The sequence below is a fragment of the Vibrio sp. 16 genome, from assembly GCF_963681195.1.
Taxonomy (GTDB): Bacteria; Pseudomonadota; Gammaproteobacteria; order Enterobacterales; family Vibrionaceae; genus Vibrio; species Vibrio sinaloensis_D.
Map to the genome: position 1 here is coordinate 793,558 of NZ_OY808997.1, position 25,703 is coordinate 819,260.

The 25,703-nt window shown below is 46.4% G+C and carries 23 protein-coding genes; 8 read left to right on the top strand and 15 right to left on the bottom strand.

Translation table 11 applies throughout. From position 1 onward, the window contains the following. Positions 1-10: 10 nt before the first annotated feature. The 3 genes from hutG to hutC all read right to left on the bottom strand — a co-directional run bounded on the left by hutG (position 11) and on the right by hutC (position 3,067). Positions 11-1,024 (bottom strand): formimidoylglutamase, encoded by a 1,014-nt coding sequence (gene hutG / locus U9J37_RS03580; RefSeq protein WP_005470803.1) that lies wholly within the window; start codon positions 1,022-1,024, stop codon positions 11-13. Further along, positions 1,017-2,246, bottom strand: a complete 1,230-nt coding sequence (hutI, locus tag U9J37_RS03585; RefSeq protein WP_043886698.1) for an imidazolonepropionase — start codon at positions 2,244-2,246, stop codon at positions 1,017-1,019. Before hutI ends, hutG begins: the two co-directional genes overlap by 8 nt. A 107-nt stretch (positions 2,247-2,353) precedes the next feature. Further along, the gene (hutC, locus tag U9J37_RS03590) at positions 2,354-3,067 is read right to left on the bottom strand and encodes a histidine utilization transcriptional repressor HutC (RefSeq protein WP_005470676.1); all 714 of its coding nucleotides are present in this window, start codon (positions 3,065-3,067) and stop codon (positions 2,354-2,356) included. A gap of 210 nt (positions 3,068-3,277) precedes the next feature. Between hutC and U9J37_RS03595 the strand changes: the two genes are divergently transcribed. Then, complete coding sequence (locus U9J37_RS03595) at positions 3,278-4,021, top strand: sporulation protein (protein ID WP_005470689.1); 744 nt, start codon at positions 3,278-3,280, stop codon at positions 4,019-4,021. A 55-nt stretch (positions 4,022-4,076) separates the two neighbouring features. Here the strand turns inward: U9J37_RS03595 and U9J37_RS03600 are convergent, their stop codons facing one another. Beyond that, positions 4,077-4,850, bottom strand: a complete 774-nt coding sequence (locus U9J37_RS03600) for a RelA/SpoT-related domain-containing protein (RefSeq protein WP_038215080.1) — start codon at positions 4,848-4,850, stop codon at positions 4,077-4,079. Between the two features lie 314 nt (positions 4,851-5,164). On the opposite strand from U9J37_RS03600, the gene U9J37_RS03605 reads away from it, so the two are divergent. Beyond that, a complete protein-coding gene (locus tag U9J37_RS03605) occupies positions 5,165-5,812 on the top strand; it encodes a thiopurine S-methyltransferase (protein WP_005470709.1) in 648 nt (215 codons plus the stop codon). A gap of 44 nt (positions 5,813-5,856) precedes the next feature. Here the strand turns inward: U9J37_RS03605 and purT are convergent, their stop codons facing one another. Beyond that, positions 5,857-7,032, bottom strand: coding sequence for a formate-dependent phosphoribosylglycinamide formyltransferase (gene purT / locus U9J37_RS03610; protein WP_005470721.1), 1,176 nt, complete (start codon positions 7,030-7,032; stop codon positions 5,857-5,859). A gap of 369 nt (positions 7,033-7,401) precedes the next feature. Between purT and U9J37_RS03615 the strand changes: the two genes are divergently transcribed. Continuing rightward, a complete protein-coding gene (locus U9J37_RS03615; protein WP_005470627.1) occupies positions 7,402-8,607 on the top strand; it encodes a cyclic di-GMP phosphodiesterase in 1,206 nt (401 codons plus the stop codon). 49 nt (positions 8,608-8,656) lie between these two features. Here U9J37_RS03615 and cdd read toward each other — a convergent pair whose 3' ends face one another. The 10 genes from cdd to U9J37_RS03665 form a co-directional block, all read right to left on the bottom strand. Next, entirely contained in the window at positions 8,657-9,544 is an 888-nt protein-coding gene (gene cdd / locus U9J37_RS03620) for a cytidine deaminase (protein ID WP_005470699.1), read from the bottom strand. A 255-nt stretch (positions 9,545-9,799) separates the two neighbouring features. Further along, complete coding sequence (locus U9J37_RS03625) at positions 9,800-10,477, bottom strand: CidB/LrgB family autolysis modulator (protein ID WP_005470688.1); 678 nt, start codon at positions 10,475-10,477, stop codon at positions 9,800-9,802. Further along, positions 10,477-10,842, bottom strand: coding sequence for a CidA/LrgA family protein (locus tag U9J37_RS03630; RefSeq protein ID WP_005470740.1), 366 nt, complete (start codon positions 10,840-10,842; stop codon positions 10,477-10,479). The genes U9J37_RS03625 and U9J37_RS03630 overlap by 1 nt, the downstream gene beginning before the upstream one ends. Before the next feature lie 155 nt (positions 10,843-10,997). Further along, positions 10,998-12,422 (bottom strand): exodeoxyribonuclease I, encoded by a 1,425-nt coding sequence (gene sbcB, locus U9J37_RS03635; protein ID WP_039484820.1) that lies wholly within the window; start codon positions 12,420-12,422, stop codon positions 10,998-11,000. A gap of 144 nt (positions 12,423-12,566) precedes the next feature. Next, the gene (locus U9J37_RS03640) at positions 12,567-13,361 is read right to left on the bottom strand and encodes a TrmB family transcriptional regulator (protein WP_043886693.1); all 795 of its coding nucleotides are present in this window, start codon (positions 13,359-13,361) and stop codon (positions 12,567-12,569) included. A gap of 52 nt (positions 13,362-13,413) precedes the next feature. Beyond that, the gene (locus U9J37_RS03645) at positions 13,414-14,310 is read right to left on the bottom strand and encodes an ROK family protein (RefSeq protein ID WP_322413898.1); all 897 of its coding nucleotides are present in this window, start codon (positions 14,308-14,310) and stop codon (positions 13,414-13,416) included. Then, on the bottom strand, positions 14,310-16,091 hold the full coding sequence (locus U9J37_RS03650; protein ID WP_322413899.1) for a glycoside hydrolase family 13 protein: 1,782 nt from the start codon (positions 16,089-16,091) through the stop codon (positions 14,310-14,312). Before U9J37_RS03650 ends, U9J37_RS03645 begins: the two co-directional genes overlap by 1 nt. An 18-nt stretch (positions 16,092-16,109) precedes the next feature. Beyond that, entirely contained in the window at positions 16,110-16,943 is an 834-nt protein-coding gene (locus U9J37_RS03655) for a sugar ABC transporter permease (protein WP_005470771.1), read from the bottom strand. Position 16,944: 1 nt separating this feature from the next. Then, complete coding sequence (locus U9J37_RS03660; RefSeq protein ID WP_043886728.1) at positions 16,945-18,228, bottom strand: carbohydrate ABC transporter permease; 1,284 nt, start codon at positions 18,226-18,228, stop codon at positions 16,945-16,947. Between the two features lie 8 nt (positions 18,229-18,236). Beyond that, positions 18,237-19,463 carry a sugar ABC transporter substrate-binding protein gene (locus U9J37_RS03665; protein WP_043886726.1) on the bottom strand — a complete coding sequence of 409 codons (1,227 nt, stop codon included), beginning with the start codon at positions 19,461-19,463 and terminating at the stop codon, positions 18,237-18,239. Positions 19,464-19,867: 404 nt separating this feature from the next. On the opposite strand from U9J37_RS03665, the gene U9J37_RS03670 reads away from it, so the two are divergent. The 5 genes from U9J37_RS03670 (at position 19,868) to U9J37_RS03690 (ending at position 25,631) form a co-directional block, all read left to right on the top strand. After that, positions 19,868-20,875 carry a hypothetical protein gene (locus tag U9J37_RS03670; protein ID WP_005470801.1) on the top strand — a complete coding sequence of 336 codons (1,008 nt, stop codon included), beginning with the start codon at positions 19,868-19,870 and terminating at the stop codon, positions 20,873-20,875. 29 nt (positions 20,876-20,904) lie between these two features. Then, complete coding sequence (lpxD, locus tag U9J37_RS03675; RefSeq protein ID WP_039484811.1) at positions 20,905-21,897, top strand: UDP-3-O-(3-hydroxymyristoyl)glucosamine N-acyltransferase; 993 nt, start codon at positions 20,905-20,907, stop codon at positions 21,895-21,897. 52 nt (positions 21,898-21,949) lie between these two features. Then, complete coding sequence (locus U9J37_RS03680) at positions 21,950-22,432, top strand: hypothetical protein (RefSeq protein WP_005470722.1); 483 nt, start codon at positions 21,950-21,952, stop codon at positions 22,430-22,432. A gap of 108 nt (positions 22,433-22,540) precedes the next feature. Next, positions 22,541-23,662 (top strand): ABC transporter ATP-binding protein, encoded by a 1,122-nt coding sequence (locus tag U9J37_RS03685; RefSeq protein ID WP_005470789.1) that lies wholly within the window; start codon positions 22,541-22,543, stop codon positions 23,660-23,662. A gap of 121 nt (positions 23,663-23,783) precedes the next feature. Continuing rightward, positions 23,784-25,631, top strand: coding sequence for an alpha-amylase family glycosyl hydrolase (locus U9J37_RS03690; protein WP_005470780.1), 1,848 nt, complete (start codon positions 23,784-23,786; stop codon positions 25,629-25,631). Positions 25,632-25,703: the final 72 nt, after the last annotated feature.

The following is a 25,703-nucleotide window of genomic DNA, read 5'->3' on the forward strand; positions in this document are numbered from 1 at the left end:
TGGTTTAATGTTATTTTTCTGAAAATGCGTTGGCGATATCCCAACAAAGTCGAGCGGCTAATCTCGCCGTCTGACTGTCTACGTCGTAGGTCGGGTTGTACTCGGCGATATCGGCAATCACAAGCTTCTGCTTATAGTGCAAAATTCTGTCTAGAAATGGTGCGACGGTATCTATACTCACGCCTCTCGCAGCCGGTGCACTCACGCCAGGCGCTGTCGCCGCTGGAAAGACATCTAGGTCGATAGTGAGGTAGATATAATCACAGTTATCAATAAAGTGCTGTAATTGAGTTAAGTGGTACATGTGGTTGAGATGCGCAAGATCTTTGTCTTCCACGAACCAGACGCCAAGCTCTTCAGCTCGTTTAAACAGTGCTTCAGTATTACTCGCTCGACTGACCCCAAGGCATGCGTAATGGAATGGCCATTCATGTTTATTACAGTAATCATAGATTTGATTGAATGGCGTCCCGGAGCTTGGTTTTACATCGGCATGGCTACTTTCAAAGGCCCGGAGATCAAAGTGAGCATCAAAGTTTATAATGCCAATCTTTGGAGGCTGTGACGGGCTGAGATATTCAAAATATCTTGCGAGACCTTGAAAGGAAGCCCAAGCGACTTCGTGACCCCCCCCTAAAGTGATGACAGGAGTAGAGCGTAACGCGGTTGCAATCACGTCTGCACAAATCGACTGGTAGTGTTCCAGTAGATCATCTTCGCAGACAACATTGCCCAAATCGATAAGCGAGCTTTTTTTATGCCAAGCCATATTCGCTAAAGCACGGCGGATGAGATCGGGGGCTTTGCGTGCGCCTATTCGGCCTTTATTGCGAGCAACGCCGGCATCACAGGCAAAACCAAGTAAGCTAACAGCATTGTGATAGGGCTCTAGATCGCGAACTGGAATCTGTTTAATGACATGATGGACGCGTTTCCCGAGCGCACCATCTTCAGCGTCGTGACGTCCTTGCCAATGAAATTCTTGAACTGTTGTCAGCGTTTTATCGCTAGATTGTTCAGACATGATCCAACTCTCCCTGTACGATGCGACTCGATAGGCGTGACACGCCTTGTTGATAGCTAAAGTCAGCAGGGTGGGACACGTCCCAAATGGCGAAATCCGCATCAAACCCTACTTGTATCTGGCCACGACTTTGCCCATATCCTAATGCTTTTGCTGCATGGCAAGTGACACCACGCAGCGCTTCTTCAGGTGTGAGACCAAAGAGGGTACACCCCATATTCATCATCATAGTCAAATCTGCGAACGGTGATGTACCAGGATTCAAATCGGTCGCGATGGCCATGGGCACTTTGTACTTTCTTAGTAGCTCGATAGGAGGACGTTTTGTCTCTTTTAAAAAGTAGAATGCGCCAGGGAGCAATGTCGCGACAGTGCCTGATTGAGCCAATGCCTCAACGCCCGCTTGGTCGAGGTATTCGATATGATCGGCGGATAAGCCCTCGTACTGAGCGGTTAACGCGCTGCCGCCTAGATTAGATAATTGTTCCGTATGTCCCTTAACGCGGAGACCATACTCTTTAGCGGCAACGAATACTCGCTCTGTTTGCGCTAAATCGAAGCCTATCGACTCACAAAACACATCAACGCTGGTGGCGAGTTGCTCTTCTGCTACAAGCGGAATGATCTCTCGACACACGAAGTCAATGTAGTCATCTGGTTTGCCTGCAAACTCTGGAGGAAGAGCGTGAGCGGCTAATAGGGTCGTGGTCACGCGCACTTTACGATGTTCTTGCAATGCTTTAGCAGCACGCAACATCTTGATTTCATCATGCAGCGTTAAGCCGTAGCCAGATTTTACTTCGACCGACGTCACACCGCTGCGTAGCAAACCGTCTAGCCGAGGCAACGCTAGTTCAATTAACGCCTCTTCGCTGGCTTCGCGAGTTGCACGTACTGTCGAGAGGATCCCGCCACCCTGTTTAGCAATCTCCTGATAAGGCACACCTTTCAAACGCATCTCGAATTCGTTGGCACGGTTGCCCGCGTAGACGAGGTGAGTGTGGCAGTCAATAAAGCCGGGAGTCACCAGTTGTCCTTGGCAATCATAGCTTTCCGACTCGGCGGTCTCTACGTTATCTCCAATCTCGGCGATGATTCCTTGTCGAATAGCAATATTTGTTGGCTCGCTAATCTCATAACCACAATCACCAGGCACCATAGACACGAGTCTGGCGTTAGTAAGCACCAAATCAAATGACGGAGATCGTTGCTGTTCGAACATACTGCATATTCCATTAATTAAATGTATATACAAATACTCGTTCAGGATAGTCAATTGATCAAGTGAGATGTTGCGAAAATGTGATCGATGAAAAAGTATGAAATGCTCTAAGAGAGCAGAACTTTAGAACTTAATTTGTAGCGAGTGCCGGGGTGGTAGAGCAATGCGGAGCTCACAAGCTTGTCTTGACTCCACGTACGTCGGTTAAGCAAAAGGCAGGGTTCATTTGATCCTAACTTTAACGCAGAGCGAACGTGGTCGTCGGCGACAATCGCTTCAACGGTATGCTCGATAGCACTGAGTGGGCAGTTTTGCGATAAGTATTGATTGGGTGTGACTTCGGTAAAGTCTTGCTCGAGATACCCTGGAGCGTAAGCAGCATTGACCCAACGTAGTTCATATTGAATGGGAGATTTATCTTCAAAGTGAATGATTTCACTGTAAAAAACAGCCGTCCCTAACATAACGCCGAGTTTAGTCGCGATGGTTTCGTCAGCTTGGAGCACGGTTTGAGTCACCACTTTGCTTGAGTAGGATTTACCCCTATGAGCGACTTCTTCTGCAATATTTCGGATATCGAGCAAAGGTGATTCCGCTTTATCTTCGTTGCTACAGACAAACGTACCTAGGCGAGGTCTGCGCTGTAACTTTCCTTCAGCTACGAGATCCCGAATTGCTTTATTTACCGTCATCCGACTGACATTAAACTGTTTGGTCAATTCGATTTCAGTGGTAATTCGGTGCCCGATTGGCCACTGACCAGACTCAATTTTATCGTTAATGTACTTTTTGATTTGAAGATAAAGCGGGGAGTTACTCATTGGATGACATCGCTGTATACTTATTGACTATACAAATGGTTATACATTTGAATTGATATTGCAAGTCGCACTGCTAAAGCCTTGATGGTAATCCTCATTAAAAAGTGAGAAAGCCTATGTGTTTTCAGGAAAATAGTCGATAAAGGGCTTGCTTAGTTGTAGCTGTCCACGTTAAATCAATGCAAACAACGACAATCATAAGGAAAGAAGATGTTTGGTAAGTTGAAAGCATCCTTGGGTATCGGAGCTGCAAAAGTCGATACCGTTTTAGAAAGTATGTCAGTATTTCAAGGTGAAACCCTTAAAGGGACAGTTCACATTCAAGGTGGTGACGTCGAGCAGCAAATTGATGCCATCAATTTAAAGCTGTGTACGGAAGTAAAAGTGGAAAGTGATGATAGTGTGAGCTACCAAGACTTCATCATCGGCAAGCTGCAAGCCGTTCAGCCTTTCACCATTCAGCCTGGTGAAAACAAGCAAGTTCCATTTGAATTGAAATTAGATGATGAGACGCCAATTACGGCGCTTAATGCATTAAAAAATCAGTGTCACGTCTGGGTAGAAACCACGCTTGATATCGATTTTGCGATTGACCCGAAAGATCGTGATTTTGTTGAAGTGAAACCACTCCCTGTGGCAGCGAAAGTGATTGGCTTGATTGAGCAAGCCGGCTTTTCGATGGTAAAAGCAGACGTTGAAAAAGGGCACTTACGTGGTAGTAATTTCTCTTCGAAGTCTGGCTGCTACCAAGAGATTGAGTTTCGAAACAATGGCTTCATCAATAAGAAAGAGATCGAACTGTCGTTTATTTTAGATGGTCGTGTCATGCACTGTTTAGCAGAGGTCGACCGCTCACTCAGCATGAGAGGCGATCAGTATGTCTCTTTCACACTGGCGTTAGATGCGAGTGACGCTGAAATCAGTTCGGCAGTGAATCGAGTGCTCTCAGTCTAATTGAGCACTAAACAATACATTAAGAGCCCTCATTTGAGGGCTCTTTTGATAATGACTATGCAGCGCTGAGGTGTGTGGTGAGGTATGGTTGCCAAGCATGTTGATAAAGCGCTTTAGATTGACTGCGCATCGATTTGATTTGTGCGACCTCAAACTCGCTAAACTCACGGCGCTCTGATGCCGCTTTACGTTCTATTTTCTGAATTTTCTCGTACAGATCATGCTCTGGACCGCTTTTCACATCGGCAATGGCTTTCAAATGGACCTGAACTTCCGCAATCAGCTTAGTTTTTGGAAGCTGAACCAGAAGATTCAAATCACGATAACCCGATGCCGCTGGATTTTTGAAGCGGTTTTTCACCTTAACAATGGTGGTTTCGCGATTAAGTACCTCGTACGCAGACATCAGGCTTTCAATGTCGTCTGCAACGATGGTCGCGCGAGCTAAATCGGTAATGCGTTCAGTTTGGCCGTCTAGCTCATAGGCGATCTTTTCTTTTGCACGTTCAGCGGATTTTACGCCTGCGAAATAAGCGTCTGTGGATGTGAGTAGTGCAGTACTTTTACAGATGGTTTCAAGTTCAGCTTGAGCTTGGTGTGCTTTGCTATAAAGGATATCGAAGTCTGAGTAGGGTTGAAGTGGTGTAGAAGCGATCGGTTTAATACCGTAAAGGCCGCTTAAATTATGCTTGAATGCTTTTGAACAGACTTCATTTTGATTCGCTGGACGGTTTTCCTCACTGCCAGGTGCTGGTGGTACAGCAGCAAAAGCAGGCGCTCGGCTGAGCATTAAAAGCATTAGGGCCGTGGTACGTAGGAAAAGGCTCATTCACTCTCCTTAGAGTCGTTGCTTAGGAAAAAGGTGTCGAAAAAGGTTTCAATCACTAAGCTTGACGATTCTACATTTCATATCTTGGGGCTAAAGCTCCGATTCCAATAGCGATTTTTGCTTCTCTATCCAATCTTTGAACTCTGTCCCATTTCTTTGGAGTGAACAATTTGGATTAAGTTCATCACCAAGATGTAACCAAGTATAAAGGGCGTAGCTGAACCTAATCTGAACGTAAATTTGAGATTCGGATTGTCAATAGATAGGGCTTTCGCTAGGCTAAGCGCAAGTGAAGTCAGTGACAGAGAATAACAATGAAAGACCCAGAATTTTGGCATTCTAAGTGGGCGGCCAATCAAATTGGATTCCACCTAGAAGATGTTAACCCGCTGCTTATCGAGTATTGGAAGCATACAAACCCAACGCATGACTCGAAAGTGTTTGTTCCCTTGTGTGGTAAGTCGGAAGATCTTGTTTGGCTAGCGACAAAACACGCCGACGTACAAGGTGTTGAGCTAAGCAATATTGCGGTACGCGCTTTTTTTGCTGAACACTTCTATACACCAATGGTGATGCCAGTTAATGGTCAACACGAGCTGTTTCAGTTTGATGAGCTCTCGATCTATGTGGGAGATTTTTTCACGGCGCCGATTCAGCCGGTTGATATCGTTTATGATCGCGCCTCTCTTGTCGCGTTGCCACAAGAAATGCGTGGCGAGTACGCTGAGCGCATTAAATCATTGTTAAACCCAGGTGGAAGAATGCTGTTGGTGACACTTGAGTACGAGCAATCTCTGATGGCGGGGCCTCCGTTTTCGGTACCGGAGCAAGAAGTAAGAAGCTTGTATGAAGGCTACAAAATTACAGAGCTACATCGTAATGATGAGGCGGACATGCCACCGAAACTTTCAAAAATTGAAGGGGCACGAATGATCGAAGTGGTGTATTTGATAGAGTCTTAAATGAAAAGAGCGTTTGGGAAACCAAACGCTCTTTTCGATCGCGATTAGTAAATCACTTTTACTTGTGCAGCGCTAGTGACGGCATCTTCGATGGCTTGCTCAATGGAGTCACGACGAGTAATTGCGACACCTAAGCGGCGGCGTCCATCAATATCTGGCTTACCAAAAAGGCGAACTTGGGTTTGAGGTGCGGCGAGTGCTTGCTCTAAACCTTCGAAACGAATGTTTTGTGATGTACCTTGGCCAAGAACCACCGCTGATGCCGCTGGGCCAAATTGTGTAATGCCAGCAATTGGCATACCTGTAAAGGCGCGCACATGCAGCGCGAATTCAGAGCTGTCTTGCGACATCAAGGTGACGAGACCTGTGTCGTGTGGACGAGGGGAGACTTCATTGAAAATAACGGTGTCACCCTTGATGAAAAGTTCTACACCAAAAATGCCATAGCCGCCCAATGCGTTGACCACTTTTCCTGCGGCGTCTTGAGCGGCGGCCAGAGCTGCATCTGACATTGCTTGTGGCTGCCACGATTCGCGGTAGTCACCATCTTCTTGGCGGTGACCAATCGGAGCGCAGAAGTGCACACCGTCAACCGCGCGTACAGTAAGTAGCGTAATTTCATAATCGAAATCGATAAAGCCTTCAACGATTACGCGCCCAGCCCCCGTGCGACCACCTTCTTGAGCGTAATCCCACGCTTTTTGGACATCATCAGCAGACTTAATCACACTTTGCCCTTTACCTGATGAGCTCATTACAGGTTTGCACACGCATGGAATACCCACGGCTTCGATGGCGGCAGTAAAGTCTTGGTAGTTGTCAGCAAAGCGGTAAGGAGAGGTTGTCAGATCCAGTTCCTCTGCGGCTAAACGGCGGATTCCTTCACGGTTCATGGTCAGTTTCGTCGCGTTCGCAGTTGGGACAACATTAAGTCCTTTCGCTTCAAGCTCGACTAACTTATCGGTTGCGATAGCTTCGATTTCAGGCACAACGAAATCCGGCTGTTCTTTTTCGATGATCGCCTCGAGAGCCTCTCCATCAAGCATATCCAAGGTGTAGCTGCGATGAGCGACTTGCATCGCCGGTGCATTTTCGTAGCGATCACAGGCAATCACTTCAAGCCCGAGGCGTTGGCACTCGATTGCGACCTCTTTTCCAAGTTCACCAGACCCAAGCAGTAGAACGCGTGTTGCGTTTTGACGTGTAGCCGTACCAAACATAGATAACCCTTATTATTCAGAGGAGAATGAAATTGTAGGCGATCATACGTATCCCGAACCAAAAAGCAAACGTTTGCTTTGACTGCGAATAAGATAATGGGTGCATGTACTGTAAATTGGCTTTAAAATGCCGCGCAATAGTATGATTTGTAACTAATAATTACTTAATATTATTGATTGTCTTGTAGTTTATGTCGATTGAGATGAGGAAATTGTTTCGATTACGATTATAATGATATCAATATAGAAGCCGTGTGAATCATAAGTCAACAGAGCGCCAACTCACTGAAATTTCGTCGAAATCTTGTTTCAAGTTTTCCCCAGACGTAAAGGTGATAAAAACAAATGCTCGGGATATAAAAAGAACAGATGCAGTACGACCCAAAACAATCCATCAAGATACCGATTGATACGCTGACGGTGGGCATGTTTGTTACCGCCATTGAAGACAGTAAACGCGTCAACCTTGCTAATGCAGGGCGAGTACCTACTCAACAAGCAATTCGTCAATTGGTGAAAAATGGCGTTAAGTATGCTTGGGTAGATCAAAGTCTGTCGGTAAAGGGCAGTGTATTTAAACCAGTAAGCGATCAGCCAGAGGTGGAGCCAGAAGGTGCGCCCCCCGCACCGACAAAACGTAAGAAAATGAGCCGCTTTTCCCAACAGAAAAAAGCCTCAAAGATTATCCGCGAAGCGAAAGGTTTAGCGCAAAAAATTCTTAATCAGACGTTTGAAGGCAAGTCTATTCATGTAGATGAGCTAGATGGCTGGGCGGATGATTTGATTGAGTCCGTGCTGATCGATTCTGATGCGCTTCACTGCGTTTCTGCGTTAAGAAGTAAAGATGAGTACTTACTGGAACACTCGGTCAACGTTGCGACCTTATTGGTCTCATTTGGTAAGCATCTAAACTTGCCCAAAGAGACGTTAAAACAGATGGCGATCGGTGGCATTATCCATGATGTTGGCAAAATCAAAGTCGACGACAAAGTGCTCCATAAACCCGCACGCTTAACGCCAGAAGAGTTTGAGCATATGAAGCTGCATCAGGTCTATGCGGGTGAAATCATCAGTACCGTTACTGGGCTGAGTGATATTGCTCGTGACGTATGCTTGATGCACCACGAGAAATTGGATGGGACAGGGTACCCGGGAGGTTTGACTGCTGAGCAGATGCCAACTCATGGGCGTATGAGCTGTATTGTTGATATATATGACGCTCTAACCGCGGATCGCTGTTACAAAAAGGGGATGAGCTCCGCAGAGGCGTTTAAGATTTTGCTTAGCCTTACACCATTTCACCTAGACCGAGACTTGGTCTATAAATTCATCAACTGTATTGGTGTATACCCAGTTGGTGCTTTGGTTGAACTGAGTGATGGTCGGGTCGGCATTGTATGGACTTCCAATGCGGCGGAACCACTGAAACCTGAGGTCAAGTGTTTCTACTCTCGAAAGTACAAGCGTTTCATTGATGTGTCATACGTTGATGTAAAACACAGTAAAGTAACCATCGAACGAGCGATTGCCCCTAGCAGCTTAGAAGTGGATCCGACACCGTTCTTTGACGTTTAGGTAAGTGGCAAAGTGAAACAAAAGGCGCTCATTGAGCGCCTTTTGTATTTTATATCGCTAAGTAGGCGACCGGAATATCGGGATTGATTGCTTCCAGTGTTGCCTGTGTATCCGCAAGGTGACTGATGGTACCGTCGGCCATTTCCGCCAGTGCTGCAGACTCTATATTTTGTAAAGATTTACCATCTAGAAGTAGCTGAATCATCGCCACTTGCAGTGGTGGTAAGCTTGGGTTAAACGCCGCATTTTCAGCGTATGCACCTAAGTAAACTTCACCGCTATCGAGTTTAAGACACACGCCACTTAAGTTCTTAGTGTAAGGGGCGTGGCTGCGGTTAAGTGCCTCGACGGCTTTGTTAACCATTTCATCGGTTTCATTCGTATGCTTGCCATGGTCAACGCTAGACATGAGTCCAGACTCGATACCAAGATCGGAAGGACCAAACGACTCCGGTAGATACTCTTGCAAGGTCATTTCATCACGCTGTGGTAGCTGCACCACTAACTTATCTGCGGTGGTCAATTCATTCATAAACTGACGACAGTGGCCACAAGGGCTAAAGTTAATCGTAATGTCTGAAATACCTTGTTCCCCTTTCATCCATGCGTGGCTAATGGCTGACTGCTCTGCGTGAACGGTTTGGCCGAGTTGTGCGCCGAGGATTTCGACGTTCGCGCCAAAGTATAAGCGTCCTGACAAACCGCGTACGATCGCGCCTACATAAAAATTTGAGATAGGAGCATAGGAATAAGCGGCAGCAAAAGGAAGCAGCGCGACGCGAAGTTCGTCATCTTCTAGCCCTGAAATGGACAGAAGCTCTGAAAATTGCTGAGGGGAAAGCGTTGCGTCAAAGTCATCAGCTAACAGAATGGGTGATAGGTATTCTGCGATTTGGCTTGGCGCATCAGATAGCGCTTTTTCAATGCGGCTTCTCATGGTGAATCCTTGTGTATACGTTAATTGATATCTTTGGCACGGGCGTCTTTACAGTACAGACATGCCTTGATACTGGTATTTCATTTTATGCGAAGAGTAAAACATTACTGAGATTTAAATCACATTAATCTGTGTAACGAATTTATTGTTTACATAATTAGAGTGAGGTCACACATGGTATCGATTACATAAGGGAGAGAAGTGAGGTCGGTCGAGCTGCGACTGAACAGCTCGACCAAACGTCGCAAAAGTGAGTTAGGCAGCAAGCCAAACGGCAAATGCGAAGAAAGAAGGGGCAAGGATAGACGTAATCACACCACAAACCACTAAGGCGAGAGAGCTAAATGCAGCGTCTTGACCATCTTTTTCAGCGCAGGTTGCGGTACCCAGCGCGTGGGATACCGTTCCCATGGTAAGTCCTTTGGCAATAGGGTGAGTAATGTTAAGCAAGTTGTAGACAGGGTACGCCACAATCGCTCCAAACAGACCGACGATTAGAACTAAGATCGCGGCAATTGCAGGCTCTCCGCCGAGGTGGCTAGAGACTTCCATCGCGATAGGCGTGGTGACGGATTTACCAAGTAGGCTTGCTATCAGTGTAATGTCGGCTTGCATGTAGACGGCAATCATACTGGCAGTGAGCATCGACATCACGCTACCTACACCACAGGCAAGCATAATGATTCGCCAGTTTGCTCGGATCTGCGGCAATTGCTCATACAGAGGGTAAGCCAGTGCGACGACAGCGGGTTGAAGCAGATAGTTGATCCACTGGTTGTCAGCATAATATGTCTCAAACGGAACCTTCAGATACGTCAGAAGTGGAATGAGTACAGCTAAGCTGATCAAAAGCGGGTTCATAAATGGGCTTTTGATTTTTTGACACAACCAGCGAGAAGCGAAAAAGACAACAAGGGTAACGAGTAGCCACATTACTTTTGTCCTCCTTTTAGCATTCGATCAAGCATAAGGCCAAGCAATACAAGAACAATGAATGTCCCACCTACCGCGCTGGCGAGAATAGGCAGCGCATTAGCGAGTAACATATCGAAATGCTCCATCAACCCAACACTGATGGGTACAAACAGCAGCACCATATAGCGAATAAATAAACTTGCGCTTGGGCGTACCCAGTCGACGGGAACAAGTCCACTTGCAAGCAATCCAAAAAGAATCAGCATGCCGATGATGCTGCCAGGAATCGAAATACCGAGAAGATGTTGAATGTTGATGCCCGCGATGAGGCAGAGGAAAATCAGCCCCATTGACACAACGTATTTCAGCACTGTTTTTGCCATAAGTTGTTATCGTCCGAAATTATCATGCGTTGCAAAAACGCAACGTAAAAAACCAACACGGTGTAAACCCATGTTGGTTGGGTGTCAGTGCCTCATGACTGGTAATTATTGTGTATGTGGCTGAGGCATCTGTTAGGGTGCAGGCGTTCTGGTATCTAAGATACTAGCTTTTGTACGTATTGATAAACGGATTTTAAAATAGCTAGCTTCTTTTCATCACTTTCATGTTCGTGAACTAAGTTTTCCAAATTGAGCATATAGTCTTCAATACGACTTTCGAAGTAGTCTCGGCAATGATTTGCCCAGCGTTGCTGTTCTGACTCATCTAAAGTGGCAGGGAAGTTGCGTGCGCGGTAGCGGAATAGCAGCGGTGCAATACGGTCATCATTAAACGAGATATCAAGCGCCGCTAAGTTATTTGGATCGGTTTGGCGAATAATGTCCATCGAGGCTTTATCCGCCGGAGAAAAGAATCCGTCATAAAGCATGCTATCGACATCGTTATCTTTCGCGTATTCCCGGTCGATGCTGTATAAGCCAATCAGCTTTTCGCGTATTTCAGGGGTTTGACGCAGACGAGCCAAGTTCTCAAGGCATTGTTCTCGGTTGATACCAATATTCGCGGCGTTTTCTGCGGTTAAGGTTTTCGCAGGTGCAAGTATCGGACACTTATTAAGGTGGACCAGTTTTACCGGGACCGGAAGTTCATCGTCTGCCAGCTCCGAGTGTTTGGTGTACAGGCGCTCATTGAGCTGCTCAACATCCAAATCGAACAGGGGTTGTGGGTCTTTGGCCAAATCGACCATGATCACCGCATTTTGGTTGGTTGGATGCCAAGCCACAGGAACCATCCAACTGGTGTAATTACACTCTCGACCCAACATGCCCGAGACATGCATTAATGGCGTCATGTTAACAATATCAATCAGATCGTTGAGCTTGCGTTTGTGGCGCATGCTGAGGAAATAATCAAACAGCTTAGGTTGCGCAGCTTTGATCTTCTTCGCCATTTCAATAGTAGCAATCACGTCGGCCATCGCATCGTGGGCATTTTCGTGTTCAATCCCGTTGGCTTTAGACAGGTGCTCTAGCTTAAAGCTGATAAACCCTTCGTCATTTTCTGGCCACTCAACGCCTTCTGGGCGTAGTGCATAACAAGCGCGCATCACGTCGAGAAGATCCCAGCGAGAGTTGCCGTTTTGCCAGCTCCAAGCGTAGGGGTCGATAAAGTTGCGATAACACGTATAGCGAGTCACTTCATCGTCGAATCGAATGCTGTTGTAACCCAGGTTAATGGTGTTTGGAGTAGCGAGCTGCTCATGGATCTTGGCGATGAACTCTGGCTCAGACAATCCTTTGGCAACAGCAGTTTGAGGAGTGATACCGGTGATTAATGCCGCTTCTGGTGCGGGTAAGTAATCTGTCGGTGGTTGACAATAGATAACCAGAGGCTCACCAATGATGTTGAAATCCATATCGGTACGCACACCTGCAAATTGGCAAGGACGATCCTTTGCAGGGCTGGTTCCCCACGTTTCATAGTCGAAAAAGAAAAACGTAGGTTGATGCTCATGTTGCATTATCTATTTACCAAGTGGTTGAAAATCACTTGAGTATTAGACCACTGCGACGCGAGCAAGGCAACGTTATCGAAGAAATCAGAGCGGTTCTGGCGAGGGTTTAATCAGAGCAAGAGGAGGGTGAGCATGTCACCCTCATGATTGTTAGTGTTTGGCGAGATCGTCCATCACCATCGAGTTGTGTTGTTCGTGAATGGTATTGACGCGGATGCGCTTCTCAGGTTCCAGCTTTTCATATTCCGTGAGGTAGATGTCACTGTGGATGTGCTCAGCGATCATTTTCACCATCAAGCGGTTGTTGGCATAAAGGCCCAAGGTTTCGTCACGGTGAGAAAACATCAGTGCTAGCTTCATATCCGCCACACACATAAAGCGGTGAGAAGGGTACTCGATTTCTTCGTTGTCAGAGCGAGAATACATTTCGATTTTCTTGTGCGGACTCGCTACTTTATTGAATGAGAAAACAATCACGCGCACGCCACGTTCAATGGCATCACAAAGCTCTTGTGCAAACAGATTTAAGTTAAAGTCAGTATTGAGGTAAATCTCCAAGTTGGCTTGGTTGATCACTTCTTTGGCTTTTTGCAGCACATTTTCATAGCCGGTGACGTTGTACACAAACTGCTTTTCTTCTTGCAGCATCATCTTCGACAGTTCGGTTTTAAGAATATTGATATTCTCGACGGTCTTTTTCTCAATTTGATTGAAGATCAGTTCTGGCGATTTGGCTTCGTACTCTTTGGTATCACCGTCTGAAAGGAAGATGTAGCCGTTGGCATAGAGGTTATCGATCGATGAATAAACTGAAGAGCGAGACAAAGAGATGTCTTTAGCGATTTTGTATCCGCTTGCACGGCCGTTTTTGAGTAGGTTGATGTACACAAGCGCGTCGGTTTTAGAAAAGCCGAAATCCATCAGTTTGGTCACTAGATCTGACACAGGTTGTCCTCTGAAGCTGTTCAATTTATTTACCTACTTTAGATTATCATTGTCATCGTGCGGAGAGAAAACGATTGTTGTAATTTTTTTCCGAGAAGAGTGCCGCACCCTGAGCAAAAGCAAAGGCATCACTGGATAAGGTGATCGAGTCGGGGAGCAAAGAGACGTCGATGTATCGACTCAGCGCCACGAGTAAATCGTCATTGATACGGCCGTGGCAAACCACGTCGCCAGACAGCAGAAGAGTCTCGGGCATTAATTCGTTTATTGGCTTGGCCAAACTGCGAGCCAGTTGATCGATAAAGGTACGATACACCCTTGTATCGGTTGGGACCGCGTTGGCGACGCCAGCAAAGATCACCGCAAGCGGTTTGTCTTGCAAGACGATTTGGTGATACTGCCTTTCAATTCCGCCGACCGACAAAAATTGCTCGATACAGTGTTCACTGCTGCACCGACATACCGGCGTTAAGCCATCGACGAGCCAGTCAAAACCAGGAAGCTCAGAGTGTGCCCACGTCTCACACAGACGGCTTGGGCGTAGTTTGCCGTTCTCAAACAACGCCAAACCACAACTGTCGCCGAGCGAAACGCTTAACAAACGCTGGTGGTGTGCAGACACATGCATCGCAGCCGCTTGCGAGTGGCTGACAAGCTGGCAATCGATCGTGAATGTTTGGCTCAGGGCACTCGCGAGTTGCTCTGGGGACGGTTGATGGAGGCTATTCGTAGCCGTGAAGTATTCAGAGCAACTTAGTGTCAGCGCTTTGAGTTCACCAAATTGAATTCGGCTTTTATTGACCAAGCGCTTTAAGGTGTCGAGAAGCGAAGCTGAGTTTGACGAGAGGGGCTCTCGGGCTCGGAGTCGCTCGTGGCCTGCAGCGTCACTGGTGTATGTGTGAATGGATTGGGAATCCAAAGAGATTCCCAAATGAATGGCGCCTTGCATTAGCGAGACACTTGTTCCATGACATAACCATAGGCGTTAAGCTCGTACGGTTTTCCACTACATACGACGGTTTTCGCTTGGTCACTGTTATTGAGAATAAAGCGCCACTCACCACGCTGATAGGCGATGCAGTGATCATCATCTACATCAAGCCAATCGAGGTAAGGGAGATTGAACGCCGCTGAGCTTTTACGCAGCGAAATGAGATCCTGAATAAACTGCTTAAATTCAAGATCTTGCTCTGACTCGTCCCAAATCATGCATTTGCGGTTATCTTCACTTCCCATACCGCGATTACCATCAATGCCTACCTCTCCACCGTAGTAGATACAAGGCGCACCAACTTGGGTGAACATAAAGAGGTAAGCCAGTTTCGCTTTGCGTTTGTCACCACCACACAGCGAGATGATTCGGGTAGTATCGTGGCTATCGAGCAAATTAAACATCGCTTCATTAACATTGCGCGGGTAGGCTATGTAAGATGTCGTGACCGCGTTCTTAAACTCCGACTTATTCAAGCTGGCGATGGCAAAATAATCGGTGATTGCCTGAGTTAATGGATAGTTCATCAATGAATCATATTGATCACCGCGCAGCCAAGGCATCCCTTCATGCCAAATTTCACCAAGGATATAGCAGTCTGGATTGGCTTGCTTCACTACCTTGCGGAACTCTCGCCAGAAGCTGTGATCGACTTCGTTGGCAACGTCTAAGCGCCATCCATCAATACCAAATTCTTCAACCCAATGCTTGGCAACATCGAGTAAATAAGCGCGACACTCTTCATTCTCTGTATTGAGTTTTGGCATCTCCGCAACGTTGGCGAAAGTTTCGTAGTTCAGGTTCCAAAAGTCCCATTCCTCTCTTGGCGTGTCTGGGTAAACAGGGAACTGGTTGATCCAAAACCAATCTGCGTATTGAGAGTCTTTACCTTTCTCAACCACATCAAGCCATAGCGGTGATTGATCGCCAATGTGATTAAACACCGCATCAAGCATCACCTTCATTCCGCGTTTATGTGCTTCGTTAACCAATGCTTTAAACGCTTCGTTGCCACCAAAATGCGGGTCAACATTGTAGTAGTCCACCGTGTCATATTTGTGGTTGGCATTGGCGGTGAAAATAGGGCAAAGGTAAAGTCCGTTGACGCCTAGGTCTTGAAGGTAATCGAGCTTATCGATCACGCCCCATAAATCGCCGCCCATAAAGCTGTCGCTGGTGGGTTGGCTGCCCCATGGTAATACGTTGCTCGGGGAAATTTCTGGGCGTCCATTGGCGAAACGCTCAGGGAAAATCTGGTACCAAACCGTCTCTTTAACCCACTTAGGCGTGGTTAATACATCGCGAGGGTTAATAAACGGAAAGCAGAAAAAGTTGCTTAAGTTACTCAGTTCCACTTCTGCTTGAGTATCCTGAGCGATGTCGACAATGCGCTTTTCACCAAACAGCAGTTTTTCACCCCCTTTACCGTAAAGGATAAAGCCGTAACGTGTGCGCTTTTTCGGCGGGGTAAATTCGGCGAACCAGTGGTCGTGATGCTCTGATTGGCCTTCAAAACTCATTTCCACTTCATTACCACCGACCCAACCGTGGGCGTCACTGCCACCTAGGTTACCGCCATCTAAGCCGCCTTCGGCCCAGTGATAAGGGTCTCCAATCCAAAGGGCGACTTTTTCGATTTCACCTTTGGCGCTGCGTAAGCGGATATGCAGCGTGTCATTATCGTAGGCGTAACTGTCCGCACTCTTTGCCGAGTGTGAAAGGGAGCTTCTTGTAATCATGTGTATATCCTGACGTTGTTATTCTTTTACTGCGCCACTGACTAAGCCTGTGGTGATGTGTTTTTGCGTGACCACAAACAGCAGCGTGATAGGTACCGCGACTAAGAGAGAGCCGGCGGCAAACAGAGTAAAGTTCTCTGCGGAGTTGGAAGAGATCCAACTAAAGATGCCAATCGCTAAGGTCATTTTCTCTTCGCTGCGCAGGATGAGCGTTGGCAAAATGAAGTCCATCCACGGGCCTGTAAATGACACAAGGGCGACGAAAACCAGAATCGGCTTGGCGAGCGGCAAAATGATCTCAAGGAAAATGGTCATGTGACCGGCACCATCAATTTTTGCTGCTTCATCGAGTGAGGTTGGAATCGCATCAAAATAGCCTTTGACCAACCAAACCATGAAGGGGAGTGACCCCGTTACATAGACGAACAACAAGCCAGCGTAGGTGTCGATAAGGTTCATCTTCGACAGCAAAATGTAGATTGCCGTCATGGAGAGAAACGCTGGGAACATCTGTAGTACAAGAATGCTCATCATAATGTTGCGTTTGCCTTTAAAACGGTATCGTGAAAAGACAAAAGCTGACAGGGTCACCACTACCAGTGAAATCAACATATTCGCCGTTGCTAACAGAAAGGTGTTTTTGTACCAATCAAAGTAAGGCGTATCGTTGAATAGCGCTCGGTAATGGTCCAACGTGAACTCAATTTCCGTAAAAGATGAGCTGAACAAGTTAGTGCCGACTTTGAAAGAGGCCAAGATCGTCCAAAGCACAGGGCCGAGCACCAATAGCGCATTTGCTGTGAGAAACAGATAGACGATCGCGGTGCCGATTTTTCCGATAAATTTGTCCATGTTACATACCTACGTCGTCTTTAAAGGATTTCATGCGTCGGAACTGCCAAATTGCGATGCCAGACAAGAACAAGAAAATGATGATTGAGATAACAGAGGCAATTTGATACTGCTGGAAGTCGAGCGTGAGCTTGTAGATCCAAGTAATCAGGATGTCTGTGTGGCCCGCAAATCGATACTCTGGGTTGATAGGTCCGCCTTCAGTTAGAAGGAAAATGGCGCCAAAGTTGTTGAAGTTATGGGCAAAAGTCATCACTAAAGATGGTGCAACTTGGTGTAACACCATTGGCAAGGTGATTTCCCAAAACTGTTGGAACTTACTGGCACCGTCCACTTCACTCGCTTCGTACAGATCGGAAGGAATATTGGTCAATGCACCGGCAATCAACAACATGAAGTAAGGTGCGCCGACCCAAACACTGACAGCGATAACGGTAATTTTTGCCGTGAATGGATCAGAGAGAAACGCAATAGAATCAAAGCCCCAAGCGTTTAACGTCGCATTAACCGGTCCGACACCATTAAGCAGTAAACGGAACATCAGCAAGGTAACGAAAGCGGGAATGGCGTAAGGCAGAATGAAGATAAAGCGCCACGCTTTTTTCGCCTTGATGTCTTTCTTTTGCAGCGCCAGAGCAAGCAGAAAACCAAATCCACAAGTACAGACAGTCGCAAAGAACGCCCAAATTACCGTCCAAGAAGCCACGCCGAAGAAAGTACTGGACCAGATTTTTAGCTCAAACAGCGCAATAAAGTTTTTAAATCCAACCCAGTCCACCAGGTTACGCGGCGGGATATGGTGCGGCGCCGAATAGTTGGTAAACGAGACCAACACGGTAATGACGATTGGCAAAATGATGAACGCGATGCTGGCCAAAAAGGCTGGCGACAACATGATAAAGGCGAATTTCTCGTCGTAGATCTGCTTGAATTGCTCTGAGAGTGACGCGTGGCTCGGCGTTACACTTAGCGCATCTTTCACGTTAATGGCGTAGACACACAAAAACAGAAAGCAGTAAATCAGCGCGATCACCCCTTCAACTAGCATAAAGATAGAGTTATCGCCGGGGATGATGTCAAAACCATTACGCACTTGAGCCACATCGCCGAGTGTCACCAATCCTTTTAGTGCGATAGTGATGTCGACGAGAAACAGCAAGGTGACGATTTGCAAGGCTAGGAACGCAGCCCCTTTGACCCAATGGCCAAAGCGTAGCTGAGTCGCGCCCATAATCAGGAGCGAAGCGGGCACCTTAGGTGCCGGCTGAGTTTGTGATAACAACATAGACATCTTTACTCTTGTAATTCAATCTGTTCTGCGATGATTGAGCGAGCACGGTCAAGAACCTCTTTCGGAGACTTATCATTGACCCACATTGCCGTAATGGCACTCGCCATTGGTGACCAAATAAAGCCCATTTCAGGGATGGATGGCATCGCATCTGAATAGAAACCTTGAGTGATGATGGCGTAGGTTGCTTCGTCTGCATCAACAATGATCTCTTCCATCACCGATTGGACTGGTGGAATGGCCTTGGTCATCTCAAAGCGTTTTTTCAGCATCTTGTCACTCGACAGATAATCTGCGAAAAGCTGTGCGGCTCTTGGGTATTCCGTGTAAGAAGAGACGACGGCTAGGCGCACGGTTGAAAACGTTCTAGGCTGCTGACCTTCAAGTTTTGGTAGAGGTACAACGCCATAATTCACCCCTGAATCTTGGTAGCCTTTGATGGCCCAAGGACCATCGATGATTGCCGCGACTTTACCTTCGCTAAACAAACCTCGGCGCACCTGTGCATTTCTCATGTCGATTGGGTTGGAGTTGTTTGCAACGCGCAGTTTCTTCATCGCCTCTAAGCCTTGCTGCGCTTTCTCTGAGTTGATACCGATGTCTTTAGCGTCAGTGCCGTGATTACCAAACTCATACGCACCGTACAGCGTGACAAACGAGCGCGACTCGTAGTAATTCTGAATGTCCCACAGCAGTGCGTACTTGTGAGATTTTTTATCGTTGAAGGTTTTCGAAAACTCAATGAGCTCTTCAAATGTGTTGGGTGCTTTTGGCAGTAAGTCCTTGTTATAGAAGAGTGCCGTGGTGGCGAAACTCACCGGGAAACCATAGCTCTTACCTTCTGACTTAGAGGCGTCGATGGCATTTTGCATAAAGGTTTCATTGATGCGCGGTGCGGACACCAAGTTTTCCATCGCGCCACCAGCGACCACCAGTCTACCCAGCAAGTCATGTTCGATTTCGGCAACGTCCGCGACGCGAGCTGAGCCGCCATCTTGGATCAGTCTTGAGGCTGCATCGATAGGAGCAAGGCCACGGAAAGAAAACGCAACATCGTAGTTGAAGTCTTGGTTAAACGCTTTAGCCGCGTACTCCATGTAGTCGACGGTTGTCGAATCCGTCCAGATCAACAGCTCTGCGTTGTCTTCTGGGGAGATGGCTTGTGCATTGACCGTTGCCGCGACCAAAAGAGATCCAATCAGTCCTGCTGTAATTAGGTTTTTTTTCATACCCACACCGCTCATTAGGTTAGTAGTCCATAAGATACTACTAGGTTAAAATGCCGTCGTAATAAGTCAATATAATAAACATGGAAATGGTATCTATATGTGATATTTGTCACTAATTTCGGTCGGTGTTATGGGGTTGCTGGTTGTTATATGAAACCAGGTTGAATAAGGTCTCAACGTAAAATTCACCTGTTAATTTTGCTTTATGCTTATGAAAAACAGGGTTTTTGTGACCAAATTCAAAAATAACATCATTAATGGTGATGCAAGTCTCATTTGTAGAATCAATAGGAGGAAATCTTAAAATATTTCCAGAACAATAATTAGGCGTTCAACGTGAACTACTAAAATTCATGGCCAGAATTTTTCTAATATCCACTGCCTGGAACAATTAAGGAAATACCGTGAAAAGAACAACATTGTCGGTACTCATTGCTAACACACTGCTTTTAAGTACGACCGCATTTGCTGCTAATGACCGAGGCTTTGCCCCTGAAGATACTTTTTTTGATGACGCTCTACAGTTTGGGGGGCATGTCGGCTCATCGGTTGAATATGAATACAAAACAACGACTGACTGGCAGAAATGGGGAGGAGTGAAAGCGACTGAGAAAACTCGCACACACGAAGTGGTGAGTCTGTTTTATCGAAACGCTAAGTGGAACTTAAATGCACTCTATGGCTTTAAATTAGAAGATCGCAAGAAAGAGCAAAAAGGCTACAGCGAGACGGAAGATGGTTATAAACACCTATTTTCAATTGATAAGGGATTCCATTTTGGTGATGGATGGGGCACAGGCTTAATTTATGAACTGGAATACACTCGGAGTCAGTTGTACAGCACAGCCGGTGTATCTGGTCTGAGAAAAACGTCTGGAGAGCATAGCTTAAGACCTTATCTTACGTACTGGAATAATGAATATAGCGCAGGCTTCTATTCAAACCTTGAGTACCTAGTAAACAAGGAAGATAAGAGTGAGTGGGGGGATACTCGTGAAGCGGGTTACAGCTTGTTGTTCAAACCATATAAGCGTTTTGCTAACTGGGAGTTTGGTGTAGAGCTGTTCTATCAGATTAAAGAAAATGAAGCGAATGGCAGTAAAGTCGCTGACTTCACAGAGAAATATATCGAACCTATCGTGCAGTACAGCTTTGATGACGCCGGAACCATGTACGTGCGTACTCGAATTGGTCAAAACGAAACCAACGGTATCGGTAGCAAAGATGATTACTTCAAAGATATCCGTAAAGCAACCATTGGCTATGAGCAAGCGCTTGGCGAGGATTGGCTTGTAAAGGCTGAGTATGAGTGGGCCAAAGACACTGAAACATCAAACGCCGACATATACCGTGGTGACGAGAAAGTGGTTGAGCAAAATACTCTATTTGTTCAAGCGCTATACCGCTTCTAAATCCTTCAATCAATAATGGATAACCTGTAATGATTAAAGTTTCAGAAATTGCCCAACTATTGGGTGGGGAAGTCATCGGTGACGAGACACTTGAAATCTCTCAGATTCGCCCTGTAAAGAGCGATGTAAAAGGTGGTCTTGCGATTGTCTTTTCGAAATCTGATTTTAAAGGGCTTTCTGAAACTTTAGCGGACGTCATCATTGGCCCCAAATCGGTTCTCCAATCAAACGCTAAAGTCAAAATCGTCATTGATAAACTCAGTGCTGAGCGTATCAATCAGGTGATGCGCTTTTACAAAGTGCACAAGTACCAACTGTTTGATCAAGGCAACACGTCAGACATTGAAGGTGTGTACATTGGTAAGCATTGTCAGATTGGCGAAGGCTGCCATTTTATGCCCGGTGTCAAAATCATGAATGGCGTAACGATTGGCAATAACGTTGCCATTCATGCCAACACGGTGATCAAAGAGGGGACGATTATCGGTGACAATGTCACGATTGATTCAAACAACTCGATTGGTAACTACAGTTTCGAATATATGGCCGGCACGCGCACACGTTATGAACGCGTGGAAAGTGTCGGGCGGGTGATTATCGAAGATGATGTTGAGATCGGTTGTAACAACACCATCGATCGAGGCACCTTGGGTGATACGGTAATTGGTCGAGGGACTAAGATCGATAACTTGGTTCAAATCGGTCACGACTGTAAGATTGGTCAGCACTGTCTGCTGGTATCGCAAACGGGATTTGCTGGCCACACCGTATTAGAAGATCACGTTATCGTTCACGGTCAAGCAGGTACAGCGGGCCATCTGACCATAGGCAAGAACTCAGTCGTGAAAGCAAAATCGGGTGTTAGTCACTCCTTTCCGGCCAACAGCGATATCTTTGGCTATCCCGCTAAGAATGCCCGCGAGTATTACAAAAATCTCGCGGTACTAAACAAACTCACCAAAGAAAACAAAAACAAACCGACCGAGAAAAAAGGCTGGCTTGCGCGCTTGTTTGGACGCTAGCCGCACAAATCTTTGAACGAATTAACTCATCATAATAACAAGGAATTGAAACATGAAACGTACGCTACTGGTTACGGCATTACTCTCAAGTGCGCTGATGGGCTGTGCATCTACATCTGATGATGCGAGTTTACAAGCGACGCTGGCGACAGGCCCTTTTGCTGATTGTAACTTGGCCAGCGTTGAAGAACGCGGTCCAATTCGACCTTCACTGTTTGTGGTTGGCACCTTCCCAGATGGCCAATGGCTACACACGGAAAACCGCCAAATGTCTTACAAAGGCAATGGCATTTATCAGGTTGTAAGCGCTGAAAAAGCGGGCAATGTTAGCCTACAGTTTGCAACCATGAGCTGGACACCACAATTTACCGCTGCCGGAATGGAAATGCAGGTTGGCTATGAGAAAGTGCTTAAGCGCGGCGGGTTTGCCAAGAACACGGTCGTGAAGCTGCCAGAAGACGGTAACTACTTATGGTCTATTGAAATCGGCGAAGATAAAAAACCAGTCCGTGCACTAGTGAAACCTTGTCAGTGATTGAAATAGCACTTCGTTATTTTGGAGTGCTGTTTGATTAGCCGAGCGATGTTAGTTCGGTTAACCAAACAGTTTTAACCAGTTGAAAGTCCATATTCGGAGTATGAGATGGCAACAGTAAGCCTACGTAAAGTAGAAAAAGAATATGACAATGGCTTTAAAGCCGTACACGGCGTCGATCTCGACATTCACGAAGGCGAATTTATGGTCTTTGTCGGGCCTTCAGGCTGCGCCAAGTCAACCACATTGCGAATGATTGCAGGCTTAGAGGCGATCTCGGGGGGAGAAATTAAAATTGGCGGCCGAGTTGTCAATGATCTGCCACCAAAAGATCGCGGCATCGCCATGGTGTTCCAGAACTACGCGCTTTACCCGCACAAGACGGTGTTTGATAACATGGCGTTTGGTCTAAAGATGCAAAAGCGACCAAAAGAAGAAATCAAACAACGCGTAGAGGAAGCGGCTGAAAAGCTAGAAATTACCGATCTTCTATATCGTAAGCCAAAAGAGATGTCCGGTGGTCAAAGGCAACGTGTCGCCGTAGGGCGCGCCATCGTACGTAAGCCAGACGTGTTTCTGTTTGATGAACCGTTGTCCAACCTAGACGCGAAGCTGCGAGTCTCGATGCGAGTGAAGATCGCTCAGTTGCATCAATCGCTCAAGGAAGAGGGCAACCCTGCGACCATGATCTACGTAACACATGATCAAACTGAGGCACTGACGCTTGGTGACCGAATCTGCGTGTTAAACAAAGGTGAGATCATGCAGGTGGATACGCCAGCAAACCTATACAACTATCCAGCCAATAAGTTTGTGGCCGGGTTTATTGGCTCTCCTGCGATGAATTTGGTGAAAACCACACTACGCCAAATTGGTGAAGATGTATACGTGGAGCTTGTGCCAGAAGCCAGAATAATCATCCCCAAAGAAAAGCAGCAAAAACTACTCAACCATATCGACAAGCCCGTTTGGCTAGGCATTCGCCCTGAGCATATTTCGTTAGCTCAAGATGATGAGTCTATTAACGTCCATGCTGGGGAATTAACGGTGGTTGAAAACCTAGGCAATGAACGATACCTCTACTTTAAACTGGGTGAGAATGAAATCGTCTCGCGCGTTAACAATCAAGAGATCACCACATCGGACATTGGCAAATCTATTCGTTTCAACTTCGACTCAGGTTTCAGTCATATTTTTGATGGTGAAACAGAACAAAACCTAACCCTATAAGAGACAAGCCGCCTTAACCAAGGTGGCTTTTTTAATAATGAAAACAGTCATTTCGCTCTGCGGAAAGGACTCTTGCGCCCTGAATTCAGGGATAACAATAACGTGAAGTAGGAAAATAAAAATGAAACACAAGCTCGTGCTGCTGTCGACATTGCTTGCCTCACTGCCTGCCATGGCAGATTGGAACCAAGCGTATTTCCGTGGAACGGCCAATGATTGGCAAGCGGAAGCTATGGTGAAAGTTGGGGCCAACCACTGGCAGATTACTAAGAAATTTAACACTGGTGATGGTACCAACCCGCCAAGTTTTAAAGTGGATAGGTTCGGCGATTGGTCGGAGAACTACCCACTCAGCAACTACGTGGTTGATCCGAACAAATCTTACGAAATCAACTTCTATGACGATACCAACACGGTCGTTGTGCATGAGAAATTGGGCTTCGACATGCGTGACGAAACCATGTACTTCGTCTTTTTGGACCGCTTTGCCGATGGTAACTCATCAAACAACACTGGCAACAATGCCAGTACTTACTCTGCTGATAAGTCAGACTTCAAAAAATACTTTGGTGGTGACATCAAAGGCTTGCTAGGCAAGTTAGATTACCTAAAAGAGATGGGCATTACTGCTATCTGGATTACGCCACCAGTCAACAACGTAGATCAGCTTAACAAAGATGGTTCTGCAGGCTACCACGGATACTGGGGAAGAGACTTTTTCCAAGTTGATGAACACTTAGGAACCATTGAAGAGTTTCGTGCGCTCAGTACCAAAATGGAAGAGTACGGCATGAAGCTAGTCTTAGACTACGCACCAAACCACTCAAATCCGAACGATGAAAACGAATATGGCGCGCTGTACAAAAATGGCGTTTTCCAAACCGACTTTAACAGCGATACAGAAAACTGGTATCACCACAATGGTGGCGTGACCAATTGGGACGACTACTATCAGGTACGAAACCACAATCTATTTAACCTTTCTGATTTCGACCAAAGCAATGAAAAAACTTATCAATATCTTGCAGAGGGCGCTAAGTTTTGGATTGATCTAGGTGTTGATGCGATTCGCATTGACGCGATTAAACACATGGATAAGTCATTTATTCAGCGTTGGACATCAGAGCTGTACAGCTACGCGAAATCTAAGGGCAAACCGGGTTTCTACTTCTTTGGTGAATGGATGGATGCGGGCGCTGGCGCGACGGGTATCAATGGCTTGTCTGTCGATTTTGCCAATACCTCAGGCTCGGCACTGCTTGATTTTGGTTTAAGAAACATCATCGAAGATGCGTTGATTGGCCATCATGGAACGGGCATGTACGCTATCAATAACTACATGAAGTTGCGTGACCAAGAGTTTACTTCAAGCGATTGGCAGGTGGTCTTTTTAGATAACCATGATGCACCGCGTCTATCGACAGTTCTTCGTTCAGATGCGACCAATTTTGGCCCAGGCAAAGATAAGTGGGGCGGTCGTCAGAGCATTTCATTTGCCCAAGATCGTTTAGAGCTCGGTTTGGCACTGATCATGACGTCTCGCGGTATTCCTTGTATCTATTACGGCACAGAGCACTACGCAGCGAACTTTACGACGAATGGCTTTGGTCAAGTCGGCAACGATCCGTATAACCGCGAGATGATGCCAAGTTTTGATACGACAACTCCCGCGTTCCAAATCATCAAAAAGCTAAGTAAGTTGCGTAAAGAGAGTTACGCAATCCAGCAGGGCAGTTACATCGAACGTTGGGTCAGCAATGACGTGTTACTTTATGAACGTAATGCGGGTGACGATGTTGTTGTCGTGGCGATGAACATCGGTGGCAATACTTCGGTTAATGCTATCAACCTTGGTTTGGCGAACGGCACTTATGACAATGTGATTGGGAGCGACCAAGTTGTGGTAGCAAACGGGAGTGCAACCTTTAATCTTGATCAGAATGAAGTGATCGTGATTCGCAGCAAATAACTTATTTAAGAGCGTTAACTGGCCGACATTTGTCGGCCTTTTTTGTATGTAAAGTTTATTTGTGACTTGCAT

Bases quoted from the DNA above. Each gene is read 5' to 3' on its own strand.
- hutG (WP_005470803.1), bottom strand. From the start codon at position 1,024: ATGTCTGAACAATCTAGCGATAAAACGCTGACAACAGTTCAAGAATTT.
- hutI (WP_043886698.1), bottom strand. From the start codon at position 2,246: ATGTTCGAACAGCAACGATCTCCGTCATTTGATTTGGTGCTTACTAAC.
- hutC (WP_005470676.1), bottom strand. From the start codon at position 3,067: ATGAGTAACTCCCCGCTTTATCTTCAAATCAAAAAGTACATTAACGAT.
- U9J37_RS03595 (WP_005470689.1), top strand. From the start codon at position 3,278: ATGTTTGGTAAGTTGAAAGCATCCTTGGGTATCGGAGCTGCAAAAGTC.
- U9J37_RS03600 (WP_038215080.1), bottom strand. From the start codon at position 4,850: ATGAGCCTTTTCCTACGTACCACGGCCCTAATGCTTTTAATGCTCAGC.
- U9J37_RS03605 (WP_005470709.1), top strand. From the start codon at position 5,165: ATGAAAGACCCAGAATTTTGGCATTCTAAGTGGGCGGCCAATCAAATT.
- purT (WP_005470721.1), bottom strand. From the start codon at position 7,032: ATGTTTGGTACGGCTACACGTCAAAACGCAACACGCGTTCTACTGCTT.
- U9J37_RS03615 (WP_005470627.1), top strand. From the start codon at position 7,402: ATGCAGTACGACCCAAAACAATCCATCAAGATACCGATTGATACGCTG.
- cdd (WP_005470699.1), bottom strand. From the start codon at position 9,544: ATGAGAAGCCGCATTGAAAAAGCGCTATCTGATGCGCCAAGCCAAATC.
- U9J37_RS03625 (WP_005470688.1), bottom strand. From the start codon at position 10,477: ATGTGGCTACTCGTTACCCTTGTTGTCTTTTTCGCTTCTCGCTGGTTG.
- U9J37_RS03630 (WP_005470740.1), bottom strand. From the start codon at position 10,842: ATGGCAAAAACAGTGCTGAAATACGTTGTGTCAATGGGGCTGATTTTC.
- sbcB (WP_039484820.1), bottom strand. From the start codon at position 12,422: ATGCAACATGAGCATCAACCTACGTTTTTCTTTTTCGACTATGAAACG.
- U9J37_RS03645 (WP_322413898.1), bottom strand. From the start codon at position 14,310: ATGCAAGGCGCCATTCATTTGGGAATCTCTTTGGATTCCCAATCCATT.
- U9J37_RS03650 (WP_322413899.1), bottom strand. From the start codon at position 16,091: ATGATTACAAGAAGCTCCCTTTCACACTCGGCAAAGAGTGCGGACAGT.
- U9J37_RS03655 (WP_005470771.1), bottom strand. From the start codon at position 16,943: ATGGACAAATTTATCGGAAAAATCGGCACCGCGATCGTCTATCTGTTT.
- U9J37_RS03660 (WP_043886728.1), bottom strand. From the start codon at position 18,228: ATGTTGTTATCACAAACTCAGCCGGCACCTAAGGTGCCCGCTTCGCTC.
- U9J37_RS03665 (WP_043886726.1), bottom strand. From the start codon at position 19,463: ATGAAAAAAAACCTAATTACAGCAGGACTGATTGGATCTCTTTTGGTC.
- lpxD (WP_039484811.1), top strand. From the start codon at position 20,905: ATGATTAAAGTTTCAGAAATTGCCCAACTATTGGGTGGGGAAGTCATC.
- U9J37_RS03680 (WP_005470722.1), top strand. From the start codon at position 21,950: ATGAAACGTACGCTACTGGTTACGGCATTACTCTCAAGTGCGCTGATG.
- U9J37_RS03685 (WP_005470789.1), top strand. From the start codon at position 22,541: ATGGCAACAGTAAGCCTACGTAAAGTAGAAAAAGAATATGACAATGGC.
- U9J37_RS03690 (WP_005470780.1), top strand. From the start codon at position 23,784: ATGAAACACAAGCTCGTGCTGCTGTCGACATTGCTTGCCTCACTGCCT.